Origin of the sequence: Kribbella sp. NPDC051718, assembly GCF_040681515.1 — a bacterium.
In the GTDB taxonomy this organism is placed as follows: Bacteria; Actinomycetota; Actinomycetes; order Propionibacteriales; family Kribbellaceae; genus Kribbella.
In genome coordinates this window covers 247175-266089 of record NZ_JBFAYZ010000001.1, presented here as the reverse complement: position 1 = coordinate 266089, position 18915 = coordinate 247175, and the positions used below count along the sequence as shown (strand labels likewise).

At 68.0% G+C, this 18915-nt stretch carries 20 protein-coding genes; 14 read left to right on the top strand and 6 right to left on the bottom strand.

All coding sequences use genetic code 11. The features are described from left to right. Window positions 1-75 precede the first annotated feature (75 nt). The 3 genes from AB0M15_RS01260 to AB0M15_RS01250 all read left to right on the top strand — a co-directional run bounded on the left by AB0M15_RS01260 (window position 76) and on the right by AB0M15_RS01250 (window position 2594). Window positions 76-636 (top strand): TetR/AcrR family transcriptional regulator, encoded by a 561-nt coding sequence (locus AB0M15_RS01260; RefSeq protein ID WP_363812709.1) that lies wholly within the window; start codon window positions 76-78, stop codon window positions 634-636. A gap of 85 nt (window positions 637-721) precedes the next feature. Further along, complete coding sequence (locus AB0M15_RS01255; protein ID WP_363812707.1) at window positions 722-1243, top strand: hypothetical protein; 522 nt, start codon at window positions 722-724, stop codon at window positions 1241-1243. Further along, window positions 1236-2594: an APC family permease gene (locus tag AB0M15_RS01250; protein WP_363812705.1), complete on the top strand. Its 1359-nt coding sequence runs from the start codon at window positions 1236-1238 to the stop codon at window positions 2592-2594. Before AB0M15_RS01255 ends, AB0M15_RS01250 begins: the two co-directional genes overlap by 8 nt. Here AB0M15_RS01250 and AB0M15_RS01245 read toward each other — a convergent pair. From AB0M15_RS01245 to AB0M15_RS01230, 4 genes are read right to left on the bottom strand one after another with little or no spacing between them, the layout of a single operon-like run. Further along, the gene (locus tag AB0M15_RS01245; RefSeq protein WP_363812703.1) at window positions 2575-3621 is read right to left on the bottom strand and encodes an ABC transporter permease; all 1047 of its coding nucleotides are present in this window, start codon (window positions 3619-3621) and stop codon (window positions 2575-2577) included. The genes AB0M15_RS01250 and AB0M15_RS01245 overlap by 20 nt on opposite strands. After that, window positions 3618-4508: an ABC transporter ATP-binding protein gene (locus AB0M15_RS01240; RefSeq protein ID WP_363812701.1), complete on the bottom strand. Its 891-nt coding sequence runs from the start codon at window positions 4506-4508 to the stop codon at window positions 3618-3620. The genes AB0M15_RS01245 and AB0M15_RS01240 overlap by 4 nt, the downstream gene beginning before the upstream one ends. Next, the gene (locus AB0M15_RS01235; RefSeq protein ID WP_363812699.1) at window positions 4505-4897 is read right to left on the bottom strand and encodes a GntR family transcriptional regulator; all 393 of its coding nucleotides are present in this window, start codon (window positions 4895-4897) and stop codon (window positions 4505-4507) included. Before AB0M15_RS01235 ends, AB0M15_RS01240 begins: the two co-directional genes overlap by 4 nt. A gap of 60 nt (window positions 4898-4957) precedes the next feature. Continuing rightward, window positions 4958-6214, bottom strand: coding sequence for a deoxyribodipyrimidine photo-lyase (locus AB0M15_RS01230; RefSeq protein WP_363812697.1), 1257 nt, complete (start codon window positions 6212-6214; stop codon window positions 4958-4960). A 97-nt stretch (window positions 6215-6311) separates the two neighbouring features. Here AB0M15_RS01230 and AB0M15_RS01225 point away from each other — a divergent pair, with 97 nt between their 5' ends. The 6 genes from AB0M15_RS01225 to AB0M15_RS01200 all read left to right on the top strand — a co-directional run bounded on the left by AB0M15_RS01225 (window position 6312) and on the right by AB0M15_RS01200 (window position 11655). Further along, on the top strand, window positions 6312-7016 hold the full coding sequence (locus AB0M15_RS01225) for a metal-dependent transcriptional regulator (RefSeq protein WP_363812695.1): 705 nt from the start codon (window positions 6312-6314) through the stop codon (window positions 7014-7016). A 74-nt stretch (window positions 7017-7090) separates the two neighbouring features. Continuing rightward, window positions 7091-7864, top strand: coding sequence for a methyltransferase domain-containing protein (locus tag AB0M15_RS01220; protein ID WP_363812693.1), 774 nt, complete (start codon window positions 7091-7093; stop codon window positions 7862-7864). Window positions 7865-7919: 55 nt separating this feature from the next. Next, window positions 7920-9281 (top strand): aminodeoxychorismate synthase component I, encoded by a 1362-nt coding sequence (gene pabB / locus AB0M15_RS01215; protein ID WP_363812691.1) that lies wholly within the window; start codon window positions 7920-7922, stop codon window positions 9279-9281. Next, window positions 9278-9976, top strand: coding sequence for an aminotransferase class IV (locus AB0M15_RS01210; RefSeq protein WP_363812689.1), 699 nt, complete (start codon window positions 9278-9280; stop codon window positions 9974-9976). The genes pabB and AB0M15_RS01210 overlap by 4 nt, the downstream gene beginning before the upstream one ends. A gap of 548 nt (window positions 9977-10524) precedes the next feature. Next, the gene (locus AB0M15_RS01205; protein WP_363812686.1) at window positions 10525-11439 is read left to right on the top strand and encodes an SPFH domain-containing protein; all 915 of its coding nucleotides are present in this window, start codon (window positions 10525-10527) and stop codon (window positions 11437-11439) included. 9 nt (window positions 11440-11448) lie between these two features. After that, complete coding sequence (locus tag AB0M15_RS01200) at window positions 11449-11655, top strand: hypothetical protein (RefSeq protein ID WP_363812685.1); 207 nt, start codon at window positions 11449-11451, stop codon at window positions 11653-11655. Here AB0M15_RS01200 and AB0M15_RS01195 read toward each other — a convergent pair whose 3' ends face one another. After that, window positions 11656-12054, bottom strand: coding sequence for a VOC family protein (locus AB0M15_RS01195; protein ID WP_363812683.1), 399 nt, complete (start codon window positions 12052-12054; stop codon window positions 11656-11658). Between the two features lie 97 nt (window positions 12055-12151). Between AB0M15_RS01195 and AB0M15_RS01190 the strand changes: the two genes are divergently transcribed. Genes AB0M15_RS01190 through AB0M15_RS01170 form a run of 5 tightly spaced genes read left to right on the top strand, consistent with a single transcriptional unit; the run spans window position 12152 to window position 15886 of the window. Continuing rightward, entirely contained in the window at window positions 12152-12511 is a 360-nt protein-coding gene (locus tag AB0M15_RS01190; protein WP_363812681.1) for a GntR family transcriptional regulator, read from the top strand. Further along, the gene (locus tag AB0M15_RS01185; protein WP_363812679.1) at window positions 12508-13416 is read left to right on the top strand and encodes an ABC transporter ATP-binding protein; all 909 of its coding nucleotides are present in this window, start codon (window positions 12508-12510) and stop codon (window positions 13414-13416) included. Before AB0M15_RS01190 ends, AB0M15_RS01185 begins: the two co-directional genes overlap by 4 nt. Next, complete coding sequence (locus tag AB0M15_RS01180) at window positions 13413-14183, top strand: hypothetical protein (RefSeq protein WP_363812677.1); 771 nt, start codon at window positions 13413-13415, stop codon at window positions 14181-14183. Before AB0M15_RS01185 ends, AB0M15_RS01180 begins: the two co-directional genes overlap by 4 nt. Before the next feature lie 39 nt (window positions 14184-14222). Beyond that, entirely contained in the window at window positions 14223-15161 is a 939-nt protein-coding gene (locus AB0M15_RS01175; RefSeq protein WP_363812676.1) for an ABC transporter ATP-binding protein, read from the top strand. Beyond that, a complete protein-coding gene (locus AB0M15_RS01170; protein ID WP_363812674.1) occupies window positions 15158-15886 on the top strand; it encodes an ABC transporter permease in 729 nt (242 codons plus the stop codon). Before AB0M15_RS01175 ends, AB0M15_RS01170 begins: the two co-directional genes overlap by 4 nt. A 397-nt stretch (window positions 15887-16283) precedes the next feature. Here the strand turns inward: AB0M15_RS01170 and AB0M15_RS01165 are convergent, their stop codons facing one another. After that, window positions 16284-18755, bottom strand: a complete 2472-nt coding sequence (locus tag AB0M15_RS01165; RefSeq protein ID WP_363812672.1) for a glycogen debranching protein — start codon at window positions 18753-18755, stop codon at window positions 16284-16286. Window positions 18756-18915 lie beyond the last annotated feature (160 nt).

The window sequence follows — 18915 nt, the reverse complement described above, 5'->3', positions numbered from 1 at the left end:
CCTTGTGTCCCGTCAGCGACGACGTTGGTAGAGTCATCCTGCAATGCAACGACCATGTTTCACAAGGGGAGCCCGATGACGGCAGCGGCGGTGGACGAGACCCTGCGCGCGGCCACGGTCGCGGTGCTGGCCGAGCACGGCTGGGAGGGCGTCACCCTCGAGCGGGTCGCCGAGCGGGTCGGCCGGTCCCGGGTCACCCTGTGGCGCCAGGGGCTGACCGTCGAGGGTCTGCTGAACGCGCTGCTGGACGAGTTGGCCGAGGACTACCGCGACACGATGTGGCCGGTGCTGACCGCGACCGGCACCGGGCGGGAGTTGCTGATCCGGTCGCTGAACGCGCTCTTCGACGTGATCGACCGGCACGTGCCGCTGATGTTGTCGTCCGACCTGGTCTTCCACCGGGAGCAGGAGCGCAACGGCTCGGTGTCCTTCATCGACCCGTTCGAGCGGTTCCTGCGCGAGGGTGAGGCGGACGGTTCACTGCATCCGCACGGCCGGATCAGCGACGTCGCCGAGGTACTGATGGTGGCGGCGGCCTTCACCTACGTGCACATGCGCGGCCGGCATCACTGGTCGCGGTCCCGGGTCCGCGCGCTGACCCTCGACCTGGTCCTGCGTGGCGTCGTCGATCCCTAGTGAGGATGCAACATAGGTGTTGCATTATTCGCAACGAGGGCGTTACATAGTTCACATCAGTCGCAGCGTTAGAGGGGACAGTCCGATGACCTTGCCGTATGCCGAACCGCTGACCCGCGTCGAGTTGGGACCGCGAGTGATCCCCGAGCCGCCGCGTGTCGGCGAGCCAGGTGGGGAACCCTGCGGGCTGTGCAAGTGGTTCGCCCACTTCGACGAGTCCGAGCACACGCCGATCTGGAGCAACGACGAGTGGGTCCTGTGCCGCGCCACCGAGGTCACCATCCCCGGCGTGGTGTGGCTGGCCAGTCGCGGCCACCATGATTCCTTCGCCGACCTGCCGGACAAGCTGGCCGCCTCCTACGGCCCGGTCGTGGCCCGGATCGAACGAGCCATCCTGAGCGTCGGCGACATCGCCCGAGTCCACGTCTACCGCTGGGGCGACGGCTCCGCCCACTTCCACATCTGGTTCTTCCCGCGCCCCCTCGGCATGCTCGAAGCCAGCCGCGAGATGCTCCCCCTCTGGGCAGACCTACTCCCAGAAGCCCCAAAATCCGAGGTAGCCGAAGCCGAACAGAAGATCGCCGCAGCGATGGCCGCCGGTGACTGACAACCGAGACGCCCACCACCCGGGCGGGGCCCCCGGGCCGGCCGGCGGGCCCGGGCGGGCTGACGGAGCTGGGCGGGCCGACCCGGCCGAGCGGGCAGGGGTGGCCGGCGGGGCTGGGCCGGGTCTTGCGCGGCGGTTGGGGGTCGGGGATGCGGCGGTGATTGGGCTTGGGTCGATGGTTGGGGCCGGGGTTTTTGCGGTTTGGGGTCCGGCGGCGCGGGCTGCGGGAGGTCTGCTGCTTGTCTCGTTGGTTATTGCTGGGTTGGTCGCCTACTGCAATGCGGCGGCGTCTGCGCAGTTGGCTGCCGTCTACCCGGTCTCGGGTGGGACCTACGCGTATGGCCGGGAGCGGTTGGGCGAGTGGTGGGGCTACACGGCCGGCTGCGCCTTCGTGCTCGGGAAGACGGCGTCGTGTGCGGCGATGGCGTTGACCTTCGCGACGTACGTAGTACCGGGTCATGAGTGGGTACGCCGGCTGGTCGCGTTGGCTGCGGTGCTCGTGCTGGCTGCCGTCAACTACCGCGGCGTCACCAGGACCGCCGCCCTCACCCGCGTCCTCGTCGCCTGCACGCTGGTGGTTCTCGCCGTCGTCGTCGTCCTGCTGCTCACAGCGGAGCACACCACCAGCTGGACCGCGGACACCAGCCCGTACGGCGTCCTGCAGGCAGCCGGGCTGCTCTTCTTCGCCTTCGCCGGCTACGCCAGGATCGCGACCATGGGCGAAGAGGTCCGCGACCCGGCCCGCACCATCCCGCGCGCCATCCTGATCGCCCTCTTCGTTGCTATGAGCATCTACCTGGTAGTCGGTGTCAGCCTGCTACTGGCGCTCGGCCCCGACCGCATCGGCGCGGCCTCCGCCCCACTCGCGACCGCACTGCAAGCGGTGGACGCCGCGTGGGCCCAGCCGGTCGTCAGAGTGGGTGCCGCACTCGCCAGCCTCGGAGCGCTCCTCGCCCTGATCACCGGCATCGGGCGGACCACGCTCGCGATGGCCCGTACCAAGGATCTGCCGACCTGGCTTGCAGCGGTGCACCCGCGTTTCCAGGTGCCGCATCACGCGGAGATCGCGCTGGCGGCGGTGGTCGGCGTCCTGGTGCTGACCACCGACCTCCGTGGCGTGATCGGGTTCTCGTCGTTCGGAGTGCTGCTGTACTACGCGATCGCCAACGCCTCGGCGTACACGCAACCGGCCGAGCAGCGGCGGTGGCCGCGAGTCCTCAACATCCTGGGACTGCTGGGATGCGTCGTCCTCGCGGTCACCTTGCCGCTGACCTCGGCCGTCACCTGCGCGGTACTGCTGGCGATCGCCTTGTTCGCCAGGTGGATCAGGCTCAGGTCAGGTCGCGCTTGATCCGCCAGAAGCTGAAGCCGGTCAGAGCCGCGGCCAGGAAGAGGAACAGGCCGGTCTCGCGCCACTGCAGGTCCCAGAAGCTGCTGGCGGGGAAGTACCGGATCTCTTGCCGGTATCCCTCGTCCGCGAGCCGCTGGAAGCAACTGCTCATCGGCGGCCTGGGCGCGGTCTCCTCCACGTTCGGTGGGGGCGGACCGCAGGCCGCGAGGTAGCTCGGCAAGGTCTTCTGGACCACGCCGGCCGAGTTGATGGTGTGCTCGGAGATCTTCCAGAACCCTTCGCCTGGGAGCTTCGCCTCGATCCGCATCACTTCGGCATTGTTTTCAGGGCCGGACAGTTGCAGTCCGCGCATGTTCTCGGTGGTGACGATGATGGTCGTCTCGGTCGGCGTCATCAGATGCGGCCGGAGCAGCATCGGCGACAGCACCTCCACCGCGACCACGGCTGCCAGCGTCACGGCGATCGCGACGATGCTGCGCCGGGTGACGAGCCCGATCGCCACCCCGAGTGCGAAGGCGAAGGCCGTGTAGCCGATCGGCACCACCCCTCGGGCGCCGAAGACAGCCGGCAGCAGCCGGGGGATCTCGTAGGGGCCGGCGGTCTGCCCGCCGTTGATCGCGTCGTCGATCGGGTCGGCCCACCAGGTCACGGCGAGGGTGAGCAGGCCGGTCACGGCCATCGCTCCCAGCCCGGTGATCGCGAGCTTGACGGCCAGCCAGCGCACCCGGCTGATGCTCTGGTTCCAGACCAGCCGGTGAGTACCGGCCTCGAGCTCGCGGGCGATCAGGGGAGCGCCCCAGAAGGCTCCGATGATCGGGGGAGCGGCGTACAGGCCGACCTGGCCGCCGTAGTACAGGTACTGGTTGATCCGATCGAAACGGATCCGGTCGAGGAAGCTTTCATGGGCGAGGTTGTAGTTGTGCAGCAGTCCAGGGCCGGTGACGGCGAGGAAGACGACGATCACTGCGACGGCCGCGGCGATCACCAGTACCTGCACGCGGAACTGCCGCCAGGTGAGCCAGATCATCGCTGCACCTCCAGTACGGGCCGGTCGTTCTGCCGGGACGGATGGGAGCGGCCCATGTAGGCCAGCACGAGGTCTTCGAGGGTGAGCTGGGTGACCGTCCAGGCCGGGTCGAGGATGTGCTCGTCGGTGCGGATCAGGAAGGTCGACTGGCGATCGGTATGGCTCGCGGAGATGACGTGCTGCCCGCTGGGCAACGACTTCTCGTCGCGACGCGGTCCGACCAAGCGGTAGTGCGTGGCGAGCAAGGTGTCGATCTCGCCGCTGACCTGGACACGCGAGTCGACCAGGACGACGAGGTAGTCGCAGGACCGCTCGACGTCGGAGACCAGGTGCGAGGACAGTACGACGCTCAGCTCCTGCTCGGCGACGGCCTCCATCAGGTCCTGCAGGAACTCCCGCCGGGCCAGCGGATCGAGCGCCGCGACCGGCTCGTCGAGGATCAGCAGCTCAGGACGCTTGGCGACGCCGAGGGTCAGCGCGAGTTGGGCGCGCTGACCGCCGGACAGCCGGCCGGCCCGCTGCTTCGGGTCGAGTCCGAGCCGGTCGATCCGGCCATTGGCGATCGACTCGTCCCAGCCCGGGTTGAGCCGGGCGCCGAGCTTGAGGTGGTCGGCGATACTCAGTCGCGCGTACGTCGGCGTGTCTTGCGCGACGAACCCGATCTTGGCCTGCTGCGTCGTACCGGCCGGGTTGCCGAGCACCTCGATCGAGCCGGTCGTCGGGGTCAGCATGCCGACCGCGAGGTTGAGCAGGGTGCTCTTGCCGGCGCCGTTCGGGCCGACCAGGCCGACCACGCGACCGGCCGGAACCTCCAGGGTGCAGTCGGTCAACGCCTGCTTGCGGCCGTACTTCTTGCCCAGTCCAAGGGCTTTCAGGGCGGCGCTCATGCTATGTCCTCCTGAGCGCCGGACCGAAAGGTAGTGGCGAACAACGCCTCGATACTGTCGTCGTCCAGACCCGCTTTACGGGCCTTCAGCAACCATTGCTGCAGGTCCCGGCGGAGCGGGGCATGCGCGGCCAGGCTGTGATCGGTCAGCGTCCGGGTGACGAAGGTGCCGCGCCCCGGCCGGGCCGCGACCAGGTCCTCGTGCTCCAGTTCGCGGTACGCCTTCAGCACCGTGTTCGGGTTGATCGCCAGTTGCCCGACGACGTCCTTCACGGTCGGCAGCTGATCCCCCTCCCGCAACAGCCCCAGCCGCAGCCCGTTCTTCACCTGCTGAACGATCTGCTGGTACGGCGACACCCCCGAGCGGCCGTCCAGATGGAACTCGATCATCCCCATCTCCATTCATCTAGTTAACTAGTACAATACCTAGATGACGGAGAAGGTCAAGTGTCAGCGGATCGCGTCGTACCGGCGCAGCGCCTCCAACCGGGCCTCGGCGTGGTCGACGATCGGCTCGGGATAGTCGGGCGTACCGAGTTCGGCGATCCAGCGGCGCTGGTACTCGCCGTCCGGGTCGAACTTCTTCGCCTGCGTCGACGGGTTGAAGACCCGGAAGTACGGCGACGCGTCGGCGCCGCAGCCGGCCACCCATTGCCAGTTCAGCGAGTTCGACGCGAGATCGCCGTCGATCAGGTTCTGCATGAACCAGCGGGCACCGAACTTCCAGTGCACATGAAGGTCCTTGACCAGGAAGGACGCCACCACCATCCGCACCCGGTTGTGCATGAACCCGGTCGCCGCCAGTTCGCGCATGCCCGCGTCGACGATCGGATAGCCGGTCATCCCACGGCACCAGGCGTCGAAGGCGTCGCCCGGTTCGTCGTACTCCATCTTGTCGAACTCGGGTCGCAGCGGCTTCCAGGCGGCGTCCGGGTGGCCGGCCAGCAGGTCCGCGCAGAACTCCCGCCAGGCAAGCTCGCGTCGATACCCCTCGGCTCCGGCGCTGCGCTTCCGGGCGAGATCGGCAAGCATCGTCCGCGGATGGATCTCCCCGTACTTGAGCGGCACCGACATTCGCGACGTCGCATCGAGATCCGGCCGATCGCGGACCTCCCCGTACTCCGCGACTTCGTCGAGGTACGCCAGCCACTGCTCGCGAGCAGCCCCTTCCCCGGCAATCACCTTGCTCGGTGGAAGCCGGTCGCCCTTGGTGTCCACCCATTCGACGTCGGCCGGCGCATCGACGGGCTGCCGCCACCCGTGTTCGAGCCAGGCGCGGAAGTACGGCGTGAAGACCCGGTAGGACGACCCCTGCTGCGTCAACACTCGGCCGGGCGCAACGGCGTACGGGGAACCGGTGCTGACGAGCGGACACCCAAGCGCCTTCTCGACCGCTGCGTCGCGCCGACGTCCGTAAGGCCCGTAGTCCGCCGAGATGTGCACACTCACCGCGTCGATCTCGGCCGCCACTTCACGCACCACCTCGACCGGATCCCCGCGCCGGACGACGAGCCGTCCAGCCATCGACTCGGACAGACTCCGCAAAGACCCCGCCAGATGCTCCCGGCGCGGCCCACCTGCCTGATCCCACAACAAAGGATCGAGCACGAACAGCCCGAGCACGTCACCAGTAGAGCCTGCATCCAGCAGTGCTGGATTGTCGTGCAGCCGAAGATCCCGCCGGAACCACATCACCGCAGTAGCCATTCCAAGATCCTCGCGGATGAACAACTTTTCACGACACTTCACGAGATTCGAACACACGATTGGGTAAGGCTTGCCTCAGTAGGTGAGAATGGATGTCGTGAGCGAGCTGATCGATACCACCGAGATGTACCTGCGGACCGTCTACGAGCTGGAAGAAGAAGGCATCCTGCCGCTGCGCGCGCGGATCGCCGAGCGGCTCCACCAATCCGGACCGACGGTCAGCCAGACGGTGGCCCGGATGGAGCGCGACGGGCTCGTCACGGTCCAGGGTGACCGTCACCTCGAGCTCACCCAGGTCGGCCGGATGCAGGCCACCCGGGTGATGCGCAAGCACCGGCTGGCCGAGCGGCTGCTGGTCGACGTGATCGGGCTGGAGTGGGAGGACGTGCACGCGGAGGCCTGCCGCTGGGAGCACGTGATGAGCGACGCGGTCGAGTTGCGGCTGCTGAAGATCCTCGACAACCCGACCGAGTCGCCGTACGGCAACCCGATCCCGGGTCTGGAGGAGCTGCAGAAGGAGAGCCTCGCGACCCCGATCGGCGAGTTCCGGATCGGCGTCGAGCCGCTCGACAAGGTGCTCGACCAGGCCACCGGCGACAGTGTCCGGGTGCTGGTCCGGCGGATCGCCGAGCCGGTGCAGAGCGACGACGACGCGATGTCGGTGCTGCGGCGCGCGGGTGCGCTGCCGGGCCGGGAGGTCGACTCGATGCTCGACGCGGAGGGTGTCCTGATGGGCAGCCGCGAGGCCGGCGGCGTGATCAGCGACGAGACCGCCGGGCACATCTTCGTCAGCCTGGTTTAAGACTCGACCAAGAAATCCCACGGACAGCGCTCGATGCTGTACTGAGCGTGTTCAGGCAGTAACGTCTGTCCGCGATGCCTGAGAACGATATCGACTGGCCGGGATACCTGCGGGAGTTCCACACCGCCGCCCCGGGCAGCACTGAAGCCCTGTTGTCACGAGCGGTGGCCGGGGACCACACGCCCTATCGCTGGTTGGTCCGCGCGGTCTCCGGCGAGGCGCGACGCATCCTCGACCTGGCCTGCGGCAACGGCCCGGTCGCCCGCGAGCTGTACGGGCGGTGGGTGGTCGGCGTCGACAACAACGCCGCCCAGCTGGCCGGCGCGCCCGGTCCGAAGGTCCAGGCGGATGCGCTCCACCTGCCCTTCGCCAACGAGGCCTTCGACGTCGTCACCTGCTCGATGGGCCTCGCGGTGCTGCAGCCGCTGCCGGACGTACTGGCCGAAGCAGCCCGCGTACTACGCCGCGGCGGCGTCCTCGCCGCCACGGTCCCCGCGGTGCGGCCGCTGCGCCGGGGTGACCTCCGCACGCTCACCAGCCTGACCACGCGGCTGCGCTCGACGCCGCAGTTCCCGGGTGGCGGTGAGATCAAGGACCTGAAGGATCAGCTGCGCGCGGCCGGTTTCGACGTGATGGAGTCCCAGCGCGAGCGGTACGCATACACCGTCCGCTCCCTCGACGACGCCCGCCGCCTGGTCGGCGCGCTCTACCTGCCCGGTACGTCGGACGCCCGCCGCGAAGCCGCCGCCGGCTGGCTGGCCGAACGCGGCGAAACCAAGGACGGCCTCGAGGTAGCCATCCCCGTCCGCAGGATCACCGCGATGCGCACCAAGGTCGCGCTGGCCTGAGCCGTCATCCGGACCAGGGGCGACTGACCGCCTGCCGGTAGGTACCGTTCATGCTGTGCCTGCACTGACCTGGTCGATCCGTGCGCTGGATCGTGCGCTGGACGGCGAGCGGTTCTACCGCGAGTTGCTGGCGGACGAGCCGGTCGCCTTCTGGCTGGACGGCAGCCTGACCGACCGCGGAGGCCGGCGCGTCTCGGTCCTCGGGACGTCTGCCGGCGCCGACGTCGTCGTCCGGGATGTCGCCGAGGGGGACGTCTTCACCGAGCTGCAGGACCTGCTCAGCGCGCGATCGGTGCAGCTGGGCGAAGTACCGGCGGTGCTGCGGGACGTCTTCAGTGGCGGTTACGTCGGGTACTTCGGGTATGAACTGAAGGCGCTCACCGGTGGCGCCGCCGCCCACGAGGCGCCGACTCCGGATGCGTTGTGGATCTGGGCGAACCGCTTCGTCGTCCTCGACCACGAGGAGGACCGCACGCTACTCGTCGCCGTCCATGCGCCGGGTGACAGCACGGTGGATCCTTGGCTGGATCGGGCCGAGGCCGCGGCGGCGAGCTGGTGGATGAGTTGGCGGGAGGCGCCGCCGATCGCCGAGCTCGACCTCGAGGCGCATCTGGAGCAGGACCGCGCGACCTACCTGGCCGGGATCGACGCCTGTATGGCCGCGCTCGAAGCCGGCGAGACCTACGAGGTCTGCCTGACGAACCGGGTCCGCCTGCCCGCCATCGACGACCCCTTCGAGTTCTACCTCTGGCAACGACAGAGCAACCCGGCCCCGTACTCCGCCTTCCTCCGGTACGGCGAACTGGCCGTGGCCAGCTCCTCGCCCGAGCGGTTCCTGACCGTGGACGGCGACGGCTGGGCCGAATGCCGCCCGATCAAGGGGACCGCGCCGCGGGTGGAGGACCCGGCGCAGGACCAGCTCGTCGCCAAGGCGCTCGCCGAGGACGAGAAGACCCGGGCCGAGAACCTGATGATCGTCGACCTGATCCGCAACGACCTCGGCCGGGTCAGCCGGCCGGGCACGGTACAGGTCCCGCAACTGATGGCGGTCGAGAGCTACCAGACCGTGCACCAACTCGTCACGACCGTCCGCGGGCGACTGCGCGACGGGGTGGACGCCGTGGATGCGGTCCGGGCGTGCTTCCCGCCGGGGTCGATGACGGGGGCGCCGAAGATCCGCACGATGGAGCTGCTCGACGAGCTGGAGTGGTCCGCGCGCGGGGTGTACTCGGGCGCCCTCGGCTACCTGACCGTCGACGGCCGGGCGGATCTCAGTGTGGTGATCCGGACCGCGGTGATGACTCCGGGGGAGACCGTGGTCGGAGCGGGTGGGGCGATCGTGCTCGACTCGGATCCGATCGCGGAGTACGACGAGATGGTGCTCAAGGCAACAGCGACGATCCAGGGGCGGGTATGAGTTCTTTACGGGTGGCGGATTCCTTCTTGGTTGCCAATGGCAAGGTTCGTGGGCTGGACCTGCATCGACGGCGGTTCACCGCGTCGTGCGCGGCAGCGGGAATCGATGCCGGGCCCTACTTCGACGACCAGGTGAAGCGCCTGCCCGGCTTCGGCCGCTGGTTCCCCCGCTTCGAACTGGATGCCGACGGCAACCTCTCCGTCCAGCTCCGCCCCGCGCCACCACAAGGCGGCCGCATCCGCGTGGTGGTCCACGACGGCCCGGACCCGCGCACTCGACCGCTGGTGAAGGGCCCCGACCTCGGTGCCCTCGGTGAGCTGAAAACCCAAGCCACCAAGCCCTTCCATGCCGATGAGGTCCTCCTCGCCGACCCCGACGGCGTGGTGGTCGAAGCGGCCTACTCGGCCGTCCTCTGGTGGGAGGACGACACCCTCTGCATCCCACCCACCGACCGCCCCTACCTCCCGTCGGTCACCTCAGAACTGGTACGCCGAATCGCCACCGCCGAGGGCCTGGAAATCGCCGAACGCCCCCGCACAGCAACCGACCTCGCCGACCGCGAGGTCTGGCTGGTCAACGCCCTGCACGGCATCCGCCCGGTAGAAGCCTGGAACCACGACCCGATAGACCCGCTGCCCTTCACCCGCTCGAAGAGCTGGCAACGAACCCTCCTCGCCTCAGCAACCCCCGTCTGACACACCGCCACCACGACCAGGGAAGGATGCAGCTGTCCCAGAGCCGCTGGGAAGTACGGCAACAAACGAAAGACGAGCCGGCGTCCGATGCCCGGCGGACCCGCTAGCCGGACCGCCATGCCCGCACAACCTCCGGCAACCACCCCGACACGCCGAAGGCAACCGCTTACCCACCGGATTCGGTATGCAGCCGCCACCACCCGTGCCCCAGATCAGCCCGACTTCGGCCGCCCGTCACCGCGCGACAGCCCCGTTCCCGGCCAAGCACCTGTCCCACCGAGACGAACCCAGCCGACCGAACCGCCAGCCCATCAAACACCCCACCCCAACCACCCCCGCACGCTGCGGCAACCGCCCCCGGCCGGCGATTGATGTACTGGAGAATCGCAACCATCCCGGCCACGAATCCACTCACGTCGAGCACAAAGTCACCCAAAACCGGCCGGCTCGGCCCACCCCCAACCCAGCCACCTGCCGCCGTCACCTCCGCGGGAGCCGGCAAACCACAGCCCCTCGTAAAACTGATATCACTATGCTAGCTTGAAGACATGACTTCAGAGACAGCTGTACTGGTGGAGATGCCGAAGCCGAAGGTGAGTGAGCGGTCGGCGGGAGATCTGAACGGGTGGCCGATGCTCGGGCTGGCGTTCGTGCTCGGGGTCGTCGGGGTCGTGTTGTTCATCCTGGGGGCGAACGGTGATCAGATCGCGCTGATCATCGTGGGGGTCGTCGCCTTCGTCGCCGCGCTGATCGTGGCGGCCGGACTGACCCCGGTGGCGCCGGGCCGCGCCCGCGTGGTGCAGCTCCTCGGCCGGTACGCCGGGACGATCCGTACCGACGGCCTGCGGTGGGTCAACCCGATCACCGCCCGCAAGGAGATCTCCACCCGGATCCGCAACCACGAAACGGCTGTTGCCAAGGTCAATGATGCCGACGGCAACCCGATCGAGATCGCCGCGGTGGTGGTCTGGCAGGTGCAGGACACCGCGCAGGCGATGTTCGAGGTCGACGACTTCGTCCGGTTCGTCGCGATCCAGACCGAGACCGCGGTCCGGCACATCGCTAACAGCTACCCGTACGACGTACACGAGGCGACCGACCGGATGTCGTTGCGGGACAGCACCGACGAGATCACCCAGAAGTTGTCGACCGAGATCGGCGCCCGGGTGCTCGCGGCCGGCGTCCACGTGATCGAGTCGCGGATCACGCATCTGGCCTACGCGCCCGAGATCGCCCAGGCGATGCTTCGCCGTCAGCAGGCGGGCGCTGTGGTGGCGGCCCGGCAGCAGATCGTCGAAGGTGCCGTGGGAATGGTCGAGCTCGCGCTGGCGCGGTTGTCCGAGCGCCAGGTGGTCGAGCTGGACGAGGAGCGCAAGGCGACGATGGTCAGCAACCTGCTCGTCGTGCTCTGCGGCGATCGCGATGCCCAGCCCGTGGTCAACGCCGGTTCGCTCTACCAGTAGGGCGCGCTCGTGGCCGTTGAACGCAAGAAGATCCTGCTCCGGCTGGATCCCGTGGTCCACGACGCCCTGGCCAGGTGGGCAGGAGACGACCTGCGCAGTACCAACGCCCAGATCGAGTTCCTGCTCCGCCGAGCCCTCGCCGACGCCGGCCGCCTCCCTGGCAATGTCGGCAAGATGCGCGGCCCTGGCCGCCCGGCCAAGGACGAAGAGGCCTAGCTACTCGCCGAGTTCGGTGAACAAGGTGAGTTGCACGCCTCCGGGGCCTTCGAGCCGTGCGTTCAGTGAGTTCCAGGGGGTCCGGGTCGGCTCGGCCACCACCTCGGCTCCGGCGGCCGCCAGCTTGGCGGTCGTCGCCGCCGAGTCGTCCACCTCGAAGGCGACCCGGTACTTCCCTGCCACCCGCCGCCCGACCTCGACCCGGTCGATGAAGTCGGCCTGGTTCGGATCAGCGATCTCCAGCGTCGCCCGGCCGGCCTCCAGAATCGTCACCCGCCCGTCCGCCGACTCGTAGGCCTCCCGCTCGGTCAGCCCCAGCACGTCGCGGTAGAACCCGACCGCTGCCTCGTAGTCGTCGACCGTCACCACTAGCCGCAGCTCCCGCACTCCATCAGTCACGGTTGCAGGGTATCGAGACTGGGTGCTACGGTTCGTTAGTCAAGTAATGAACCTATGAACCGAAGAACCTCGCGACGAACGGAAGGGGGAGTGCTGGATGTTCGACGATCGCAGTCCGATCTACCTCCAGATCGCGGAGCAGATCAAGAACGACATCGTCACCGGCGCCCTCGCCGAGGACGAGCAAGTCATGTCGACCAACCAGTACGCGGCGTTCTACCGGATCAACCCCGCCACCGCGGCGAAGGGCTTCGCCCAGTTGGTCGACGAGGGTGTGCTCTACAAGAAGCGCGGGATCGGGATGTTCGTCAGCAGAGATGCCCGCGACCTTCTCCGGACCGGCCGGCGCGACTCGTTCTTCGCCGACGTGGTCGACCCGATGATTCGTGAGGCCAAGGCGATCGGCGTACCGCTGGCCGACGTCGTGAAGCACATCCAGAAGGATGGTGAGCAGTGAGCGGCCTAGGTGTGAGGACCGAGAACCTGATCGTCGCGTTCGCCGGCGTACCGGCCCTGGACGGGCTGGATCTGCGGCTCGCGCCGGACAAGATCTACGGCCTGCTGGGCCGCAACGGCTCCGGCAAGAGCACGCTGGCTGCCGTCCTGGCCGGCTTCCGGCAGCCCGATGGCGGCCGGGTGCTGATCGAGGGCGACGAGTTGGGTGCCCTGCCGCCGTACGAGGATGCCGTCGTCACCAGCCGGATCTGTCTGATCCGCGAGTCGGGTGACCTGGTGGACTCCGCGCCCGTCCGGCATGTGCTCGGCCTGGCGAGCACCCTGCGGCCGTACTGGAACGAGGACCTGGCGGGCGAGTTGCTCGACAAGTTCGAAGTACCGACGAAGAAGAAGGTGCAGAAGCTCTCGCGGGGCAAGAAGTCGGCGCTCGGTGTCGTGCTGGGACTGGCCAGCCGCGCGCCGCTGACGATCTTCGACGAGAGCTACCTCGGCATGGACGTGCCGTCGCGCAACCTCTTCTACGACGCGCTGCTCGCCGACTACACCGAAGTACCGCGGACGATCATCTTGTCCACCCACCTGGTCAGCGAGGTCAGCGCGCTGCTCGAAGAGGTCGTCATCCTCGACAACGGCCGGCTCGTCACTCAGTCACCGGTCGACTCGCTGCGTGGTCGCGGCGCCTCGATCGTCGGCCCGGCCGCAGCGGTCGACGAGTTGACCGCTGGCTTGACAGTGCTTGCCGAGCAGCGGCTCGGCGGTACCAAATCGTCAACGGTGCTTGGCGATCTGGACGACGCGCTGCTCGCGAAGGCGCAGTCGGCCGGGCTCGAGATCGGCCCGGTCGGCCTGCAGGAACTGTTCGTCCACCTGACCGGTACGACGCGCTCGAAGGAGGGCTCCGCATGACCACCCAGTCCATCGCCCGTACTGCGGCCCTGCCGGGCGGCGCCACCTCGTTCGGCCGGCTCAAGCGGGTCGTCAACTCGATGATGATCGGCCTGCGCCCGATGATCGTCGGTTACTGGCTCGTGATGACCGGGTCGTTCCTGATCGGCGGGCTGATCTCCCAGCTGATCGGCGGCGGTCTCGACCACAGCATCTGGGACTACGGCACCCAGTCGCCGAAGTACTTCTCCTCCGCGATCGGTATCACCCTGGCGCCCGCGCTGTTCACGTTGCTGATCGCGCACGGTGTCACCCGGCGGATGTTCTCCGTTGCCGCCAGCATTATTCTGGTCGGCGCCGCCGCCGCGACCGCCCTGCTGTGGGTGGTCGCCTACCAGGTCGAGCGCGTCATCTACGACTGGGCCGGGCTGACCCAGGCGCTGGCCAATCCGCATCTGTTCACCAAGACCACCCAGGCCGGGCTCATCTTCACCGAGTTCTTCCTGCTGATCATCGCGCACGAGGCCGCCGGCTGGCTGATCGGTATCAGCTTCTACCGGTTCGGTTTCTGGAAGGGTCTCCTGCTGCTGCCGCTCGGCGTCCTGCCGGCTGCCGCCGCGGAACTCCTGCTGGTCGCGCAGTGGCTCGCCGACGCGCTGCGCAGTACCGGCTATCACCGTCCACCGCTGGCGATCGGCGTACCGGGAGTGCTCGCGGTCAGCGCACTCGGCCTGTACTTCGGTTACCTGATGCTTCGCCCGATGGCGCTCAAACCCGCCAAGGGCTGACCCCAACCCTTCAGCAGTAGTAGGTAGGGAGGCTCCGCCATGCCCGCAAACAGCTTCGAGGACGACCTGGTGGTCGTCAACTTTCTCCGCAAGACCTACGGCGAGACCGTCGCCGTCGACAACGTCTCGCTGACCGTTCGCGAGGGTGAGATCTTCGGCATCCTGGGCCCGAACGGCGCCGGCAAGACCACCACGGTCGAGTCGATCGCCGGACTCCGCCGGCCGGACGCCGGTACGGTCCGGGTCGCCGGGCTCAATCCGTACAAGCGGCGCAGCCAGATCACCTCGCTGATCGGCGTCCAGCTCCAGGCGAGCGAGCTGCCCGACCGGATCAAGGCCCGCGAGGCGCTCGAGCTGTACGCCTCGTTCTACCCGAACCCGGCCGACCCGACGGAGCTGCTCGAACGGCTCGGGCTGACCAAGGTCCAGCACACCGCGTTCGCCAAGCTGTCCGGCGGGCAGAAGCAGCGGCTGTCGATCGCGCTCGCGCTGATCGGCAACCCGAGGATCGCCATCCTCGACGAGCTGACCACGGGGCTCGACCCGCAGGCGCGGCGGGACACCTGGGAGCTGGTCAAGCAGATCCGCGACTCGGGCGTGACGATCATCCTGGTCACCCACTTCATGGAAGAGGCCGAGTACCTCTGCGACCGGATCGCCATCATCGACGCCGGCTTGGTCGTCGCGCTGGACACTCCGGCGGGCCTGGTCGACTCCGCTCGTGCCGAGCAGCGGATCAGCTTCCGGGTGCCTGGCGTCCTGGACGACGTGGTCCTGAAAGCCTTGCCCGCGGTCAGCTCCGTGGTCCACGACGGCGATCGGATCGTTGTCACCGGCAACGACGACCTGCTGGTCGCTGTCGTCACCGAACTCGCGAGCCGGGGCCAGGCGCCGCTCGACCTGCACACCGAACAGACAACGCTCGACGACGCCTTCCTGGCGCTGGCCGGCCGGAGCTTCGAAGGAGTGGACCGATGAGCCAGACCCTCACTCTCACCCGGATCGAGAGCAAGCTGTTCCTGCGCGAGTGGGCCGGGCTGTTCTTCGTCTTCGTGCTGCCGGTCGGCCTGCTGACGATCTTCTCGCTGATGGACGACGGCAGCGGGTCGAGCGACGGCGTACCGGCGAGCTTCCTGCCCACGATGGCGATCGGGATCGGGATCGGCATCCTCGGGATGGCGACGCTGCCGATGATCCTGGCCGGGTACCGCGAGAAGGGCATCCTGCGCCGGATGTCGACCACGCCGGTACGTCCGGTGAAGCTGTTGATCGCGCAGCTGCTCCTGCACCTGGCCGCGGGCGTCGTCGTGATCGCCCTCATCCTCGGCCTGGGCTCCGCCGTCTTCGGTGCCGACCTCCCGGCCGCGCCGTTGCCCTTCGCTCTCTCCGCCGTTCTCTACACGATCGCCGAGCTGTCGATCGGCGTGCTGATCGCCGGCCTGGTCTCGACCGCCAAGGGCGCGAGTATCGTCGGCAACATCCTGTTCTTCCCGAGCATGTTCTTCGCGGGTGTCTGGACGCCCGGCGACCTGATGCCGCACGCCCTGCGCTGGGTCCGCGACATCACTCCGATGGGCGCCGGGATGACCAGCATGCAGGACGCCTGGTCGGGTCACTGGCCGGGCCTGGAACACGTCGTCGCGTTGCTCGCGGTAACCGTCGCTTGTGTTGCAGTGGCTGCTCGATTCTTCCGTTGGGAATGAAGGTTATACACAGGGGGTGTGCATAACATCGAACGTTTCTGTGGATGGCCGGGTACACACTGTGGACGACACGCTGACAGTGGCAGATTCGCGGATCCTCTTTGTCAGAAAGGGTTGTGCGCGCACCGGCCCGGGAGGTAGAAATGTCGACACGCTGTTCCGCAGGGAACGGCGGGTCGGACGGAAACCGAGGACCCTCGCGGTGGGGATCCCCACTGAGGTAGACCGGTGACGGGGTCTGCCGGACCCGACGGACCCGTCTGGGAAGCTGGAGACGTCACCTTCCTTCAGCTCTTGTAGGCCCCTCCGACTCATACTCGGAGGGGCCTGCTTCTTTTGGCTAGACGAAACCGGCCGGTGCACGAAAGTGCACCGGCCGGTTCATTTGGTAGAGCGTTCAGCGAAGGGTGACCCTCAGTGTCGAGTGGTTCCCGTGAGCGGCCACCTGCACCTCGGTGCCCCGCGCCGTCGTGACGAGCTTGTACTTCGCCGCGCGGCCGTCGAGGCTCACCGCCTGCACCTTCGCGCCGGCCGGAAGCACCGCACCGACCGTGACGGTTGCTGACAGCCCCTTGCTGCGCACCTCGGTCCGAAGTTCCTTGTCTGCAAGGGATGCCGAGACATCGATCGACCCGTGGCCGAGCCGGATGTTGCTACCGGCCACTTTCTGCTGCCCACCCGGGATCTGCGGTACGACGGCCAGCTTCCCGTGCCCGAGATCCGGATCGACGCCGAGCTGCTGGTGTACGACCGGCCAGAGGATGCCGTACGCTCCCCACGCCTGCAACGTCATCGAGCGGTCGGTGAACGCCCGGTCGATGTTCGCCGGCGAGTCCGGCGACGGCGCGATCTCCGGCATGGCACCCGGTGTCTCCCAGACCTTCGGGTCGAGCTGGATCCGCGCGTTCCCGGTCGTGTAGACCTGCTGCTGGCTCTTGCCCAGCCGACCGAAGTTGCCCTCGGCAACCGCCATGATGGAGGTGTTCAGCGAGAAGATGCTCCGCTCGCTCTTCACTCCCGAGACCACCGTGTCGCAGGAAGCTCCGGGGTTGCCCGCGGGGTCCGAGGTCGGCCCGGTGCCGGTGTGGAACAGCCCGAATTCGCCTGTGTAGCAAGGCTTCTCACGCTGGTCGAGTGCCGTCTTGGCGTGCTCTGCGGAGGCCAGGGGAGTGGTCGGCTGCCCCGGGCGGACCAGCTCGGCCTCCATCGGCGTGACACCGGTCCAGTGCCGCTGGAAGATCGGCGTGTTGTCGTTCGCCGGATCGGCGGGGTCGTCGATCGAGTCGGCGTACCCGAAGGCCTGGTCGACCCACCACTGCGTCTCGAACCGCTTCTCCAGGTCGGTCGCCTTGGCGGTCGCCCACTGCTGCGTCGCCCGGTCGTGCTTCGACGCTGCGAGGTCAGCCAGGTCGCGCAGTCCGCGGGCAAGGTACACGGTGCTGTCGAGTTTCTCCGAGCCCATGCCGTTGCGCTCGACGTTTGCGAGGCCCTCGAGCCAGCCGTCGCCGTCCTTGTCGAGTTCGCGATAGACGTACTTGAGGTTGCGGACGCTGAAGTCGTACATCTCGTCGCGGAACCGGTCGTCGCCCGTCCAGCGCCACAGCAGCGCGACGATGCTGGGGAACTTGACCGTCTCGTCGGTGTTGCCGGCGCTGGTGTTGGAACCGAAGTAGACGTCGCCGGTCGGCGTCACCTCGTGGGCGACCTTGCCGCTGCGCTTGTTGAGGATGTCGCTCACGTCGCGCAGGGCGCGCAGGTGTGCTTTCACGGTGTCGAACTGGCCGGCTGCGACTGCGGCGTACGAGGTGTATTCACCATCGGTGGCGAACAGCCAGGGGTAGTCGGGGAAGCCGGCGCCGAACCAGCGGGCGACGTCGACGGTGCCGCTCGGTGCGGGGTAGTCCTTGCCCTCGTTGACGTCGCGGATCCGTAGGTTGTGCGCCTCCTGGACGGAGTCGGCCAGGTTCTGCTTGCTCCACTCGACGCTCTGCTGCAGTAGCCGGTCACCAGGCAGGTCCACTGCGGACATCTCGTCGATCGCGGCGCGACTCTTCTTCTTTGCCTGCAGCAACTTCTCGGGGTTGCTGATGGCGCGCTGGTACTCCTTCTGCGCGGCGTTCTTGCCTTCGTCCGATCCCGCGACGGCGAACCAGACGGTCGTCGTCCGGCCGGGCTTCAGGTCGACGTTGTAGGTGAGCCGCCCACCGGTGCCCTTGCCGAAGGCGGTGTCGTCGCAGTGCTTGGGTGCGTCACCGTCGGCCGGGCAGATGACCGCTGGGTCCTGCGGTCCGCGGTTGTTGACGCCCAGCGCGTGGTTCGTCGGTTTGAGCGTTGATCCGACAATCGCGCTGTAGTCGTGCTTGGCGGCGTTGGCGATCGGCGGGGTGCCCTGCTCGCGGAACTGCAGGGTGCCGTCGCTGTACGACCCGGTGTCCGGGAGGTTCATCTGCGCCGCGTTGGGCGTCGTCCAGCCCCAGGGGTAGGACTGCATCAGCTCCGAGTGGGCGTCCACATCGAGCGCGACCGTCTTGGCTGTGGCCGACTTGAAGGTCAGGCCGACCAACGTTGCGCGGACTCCGTCGGGCACGAAGTCGGTCCGCTCGACGCTGACGGCGCCCGGGTAGCTGATCCGCTGGTAGCCCTGGCCACTCGTGTACTTCGAAGCCGCGGTGTCCTTGCCCAGCCACGACCCGTCGACGCCGAACCAGATCCCGTCCAGCAACTTCAACGGGGCGGTCCAGAAGCCGCCCATCTCGCCGCGGGTGTGCCAGCCGGTCGCGGGGTAGAGGCCGTTCTCGTCGCCCATCGCGTAGGCCCGGTCGCCGACGACCAGCGACCGGCGATCCGCCAGCCGCGTCGATTCGGACAATTCACTACTTTGACCACCAGTGGGCTGTACTCCTGCAGTGGCAAGGGAGGGGATCCCGCTGAGTGCGAGGACCGTGGCCGAGGCGAGCAGGCCGGCGGCGCCGGCGTACCGTCTGCTGCTCGGTCTTGTGGTTCGTCTGCTTCGTCCGACAGGGCGGAGT

Excerpts from the sequence above, each read along its gene's own strand:
- AB0M15_RS01260 (WP_363812709.1), top strand. The coding sequence starts at position 76 with ATGACGGCAGCGGCGGTGGACGAGACCCTGCGCGCGGCCACGGTCGCG.
- AB0M15_RS01255 (WP_363812707.1), top strand. The coding sequence starts at position 722 with ATGACCTTGCCGTATGCCGAACCGCTGACCCGCGTCGAGTTGGGACCG.
- AB0M15_RS01245 (WP_363812703.1), bottom strand. The coding sequence starts at position 3,621 with ATGATCTGGCTCACCTGGCGGCAGTTCCGCGTGCAGGTACTGGTGATC.
- AB0M15_RS01240 (WP_363812701.1), bottom strand. The coding sequence starts at position 4,508 with ATGAGCGCCGCCCTGAAAGCCCTTGGACTGGGCAAGAAGTACGGCCGC.
- AB0M15_RS01235 (WP_363812699.1), bottom strand. The coding sequence starts at position 4,897 with ATGATCGAGTTCCATCTGGACGGCCGCTCGGGGGTGTCGCCGTACCAG.
- AB0M15_RS01230 (WP_363812697.1), bottom strand. The coding sequence starts at position 6,214 with ATGGCTACTGCGGTGATGTGGTTCCGGCGGGATCTTCGGCTGCACGAC.
- AB0M15_RS01220 (WP_363812693.1), top strand. The coding sequence starts at position 7,091 with ATGCCTGAGAACGATATCGACTGGCCGGGATACCTGCGGGAGTTCCAC.
- AB0M15_RS01210 (WP_363812689.1), top strand. The coding sequence starts at position 9,278 with ATGAGTTCTTTACGGGTGGCGGATTCCTTCTTGGTTGCCAATGGCAAG.
- AB0M15_RS01205 (WP_363812686.1), top strand. The coding sequence starts at position 10,525 with ATGACTTCAGAGACAGCTGTACTGGTGGAGATGCCGAAGCCGAAGGTG.
- AB0M15_RS01190 (WP_363812681.1), top strand. The coding sequence starts at position 12,152 with ATGTTCGACGATCGCAGTCCGATCTACCTCCAGATCGCGGAGCAGATC.
- AB0M15_RS01180 (WP_363812677.1), top strand. The coding sequence starts at position 13,413 with ATGACCACCCAGTCCATCGCCCGTACTGCGGCCCTGCCGGGCGGCGCC.
- AB0M15_RS01175 (WP_363812676.1), top strand. The coding sequence starts at position 14,223 with ATGCCCGCAAACAGCTTCGAGGACGACCTGGTGGTCGTCAACTTTCTC.
- AB0M15_RS01170 (WP_363812674.1), top strand. The coding sequence starts at position 15,158 with ATGAGCCAGACCCTCACTCTCACCCGGATCGAGAGCAAGCTGTTCCTG.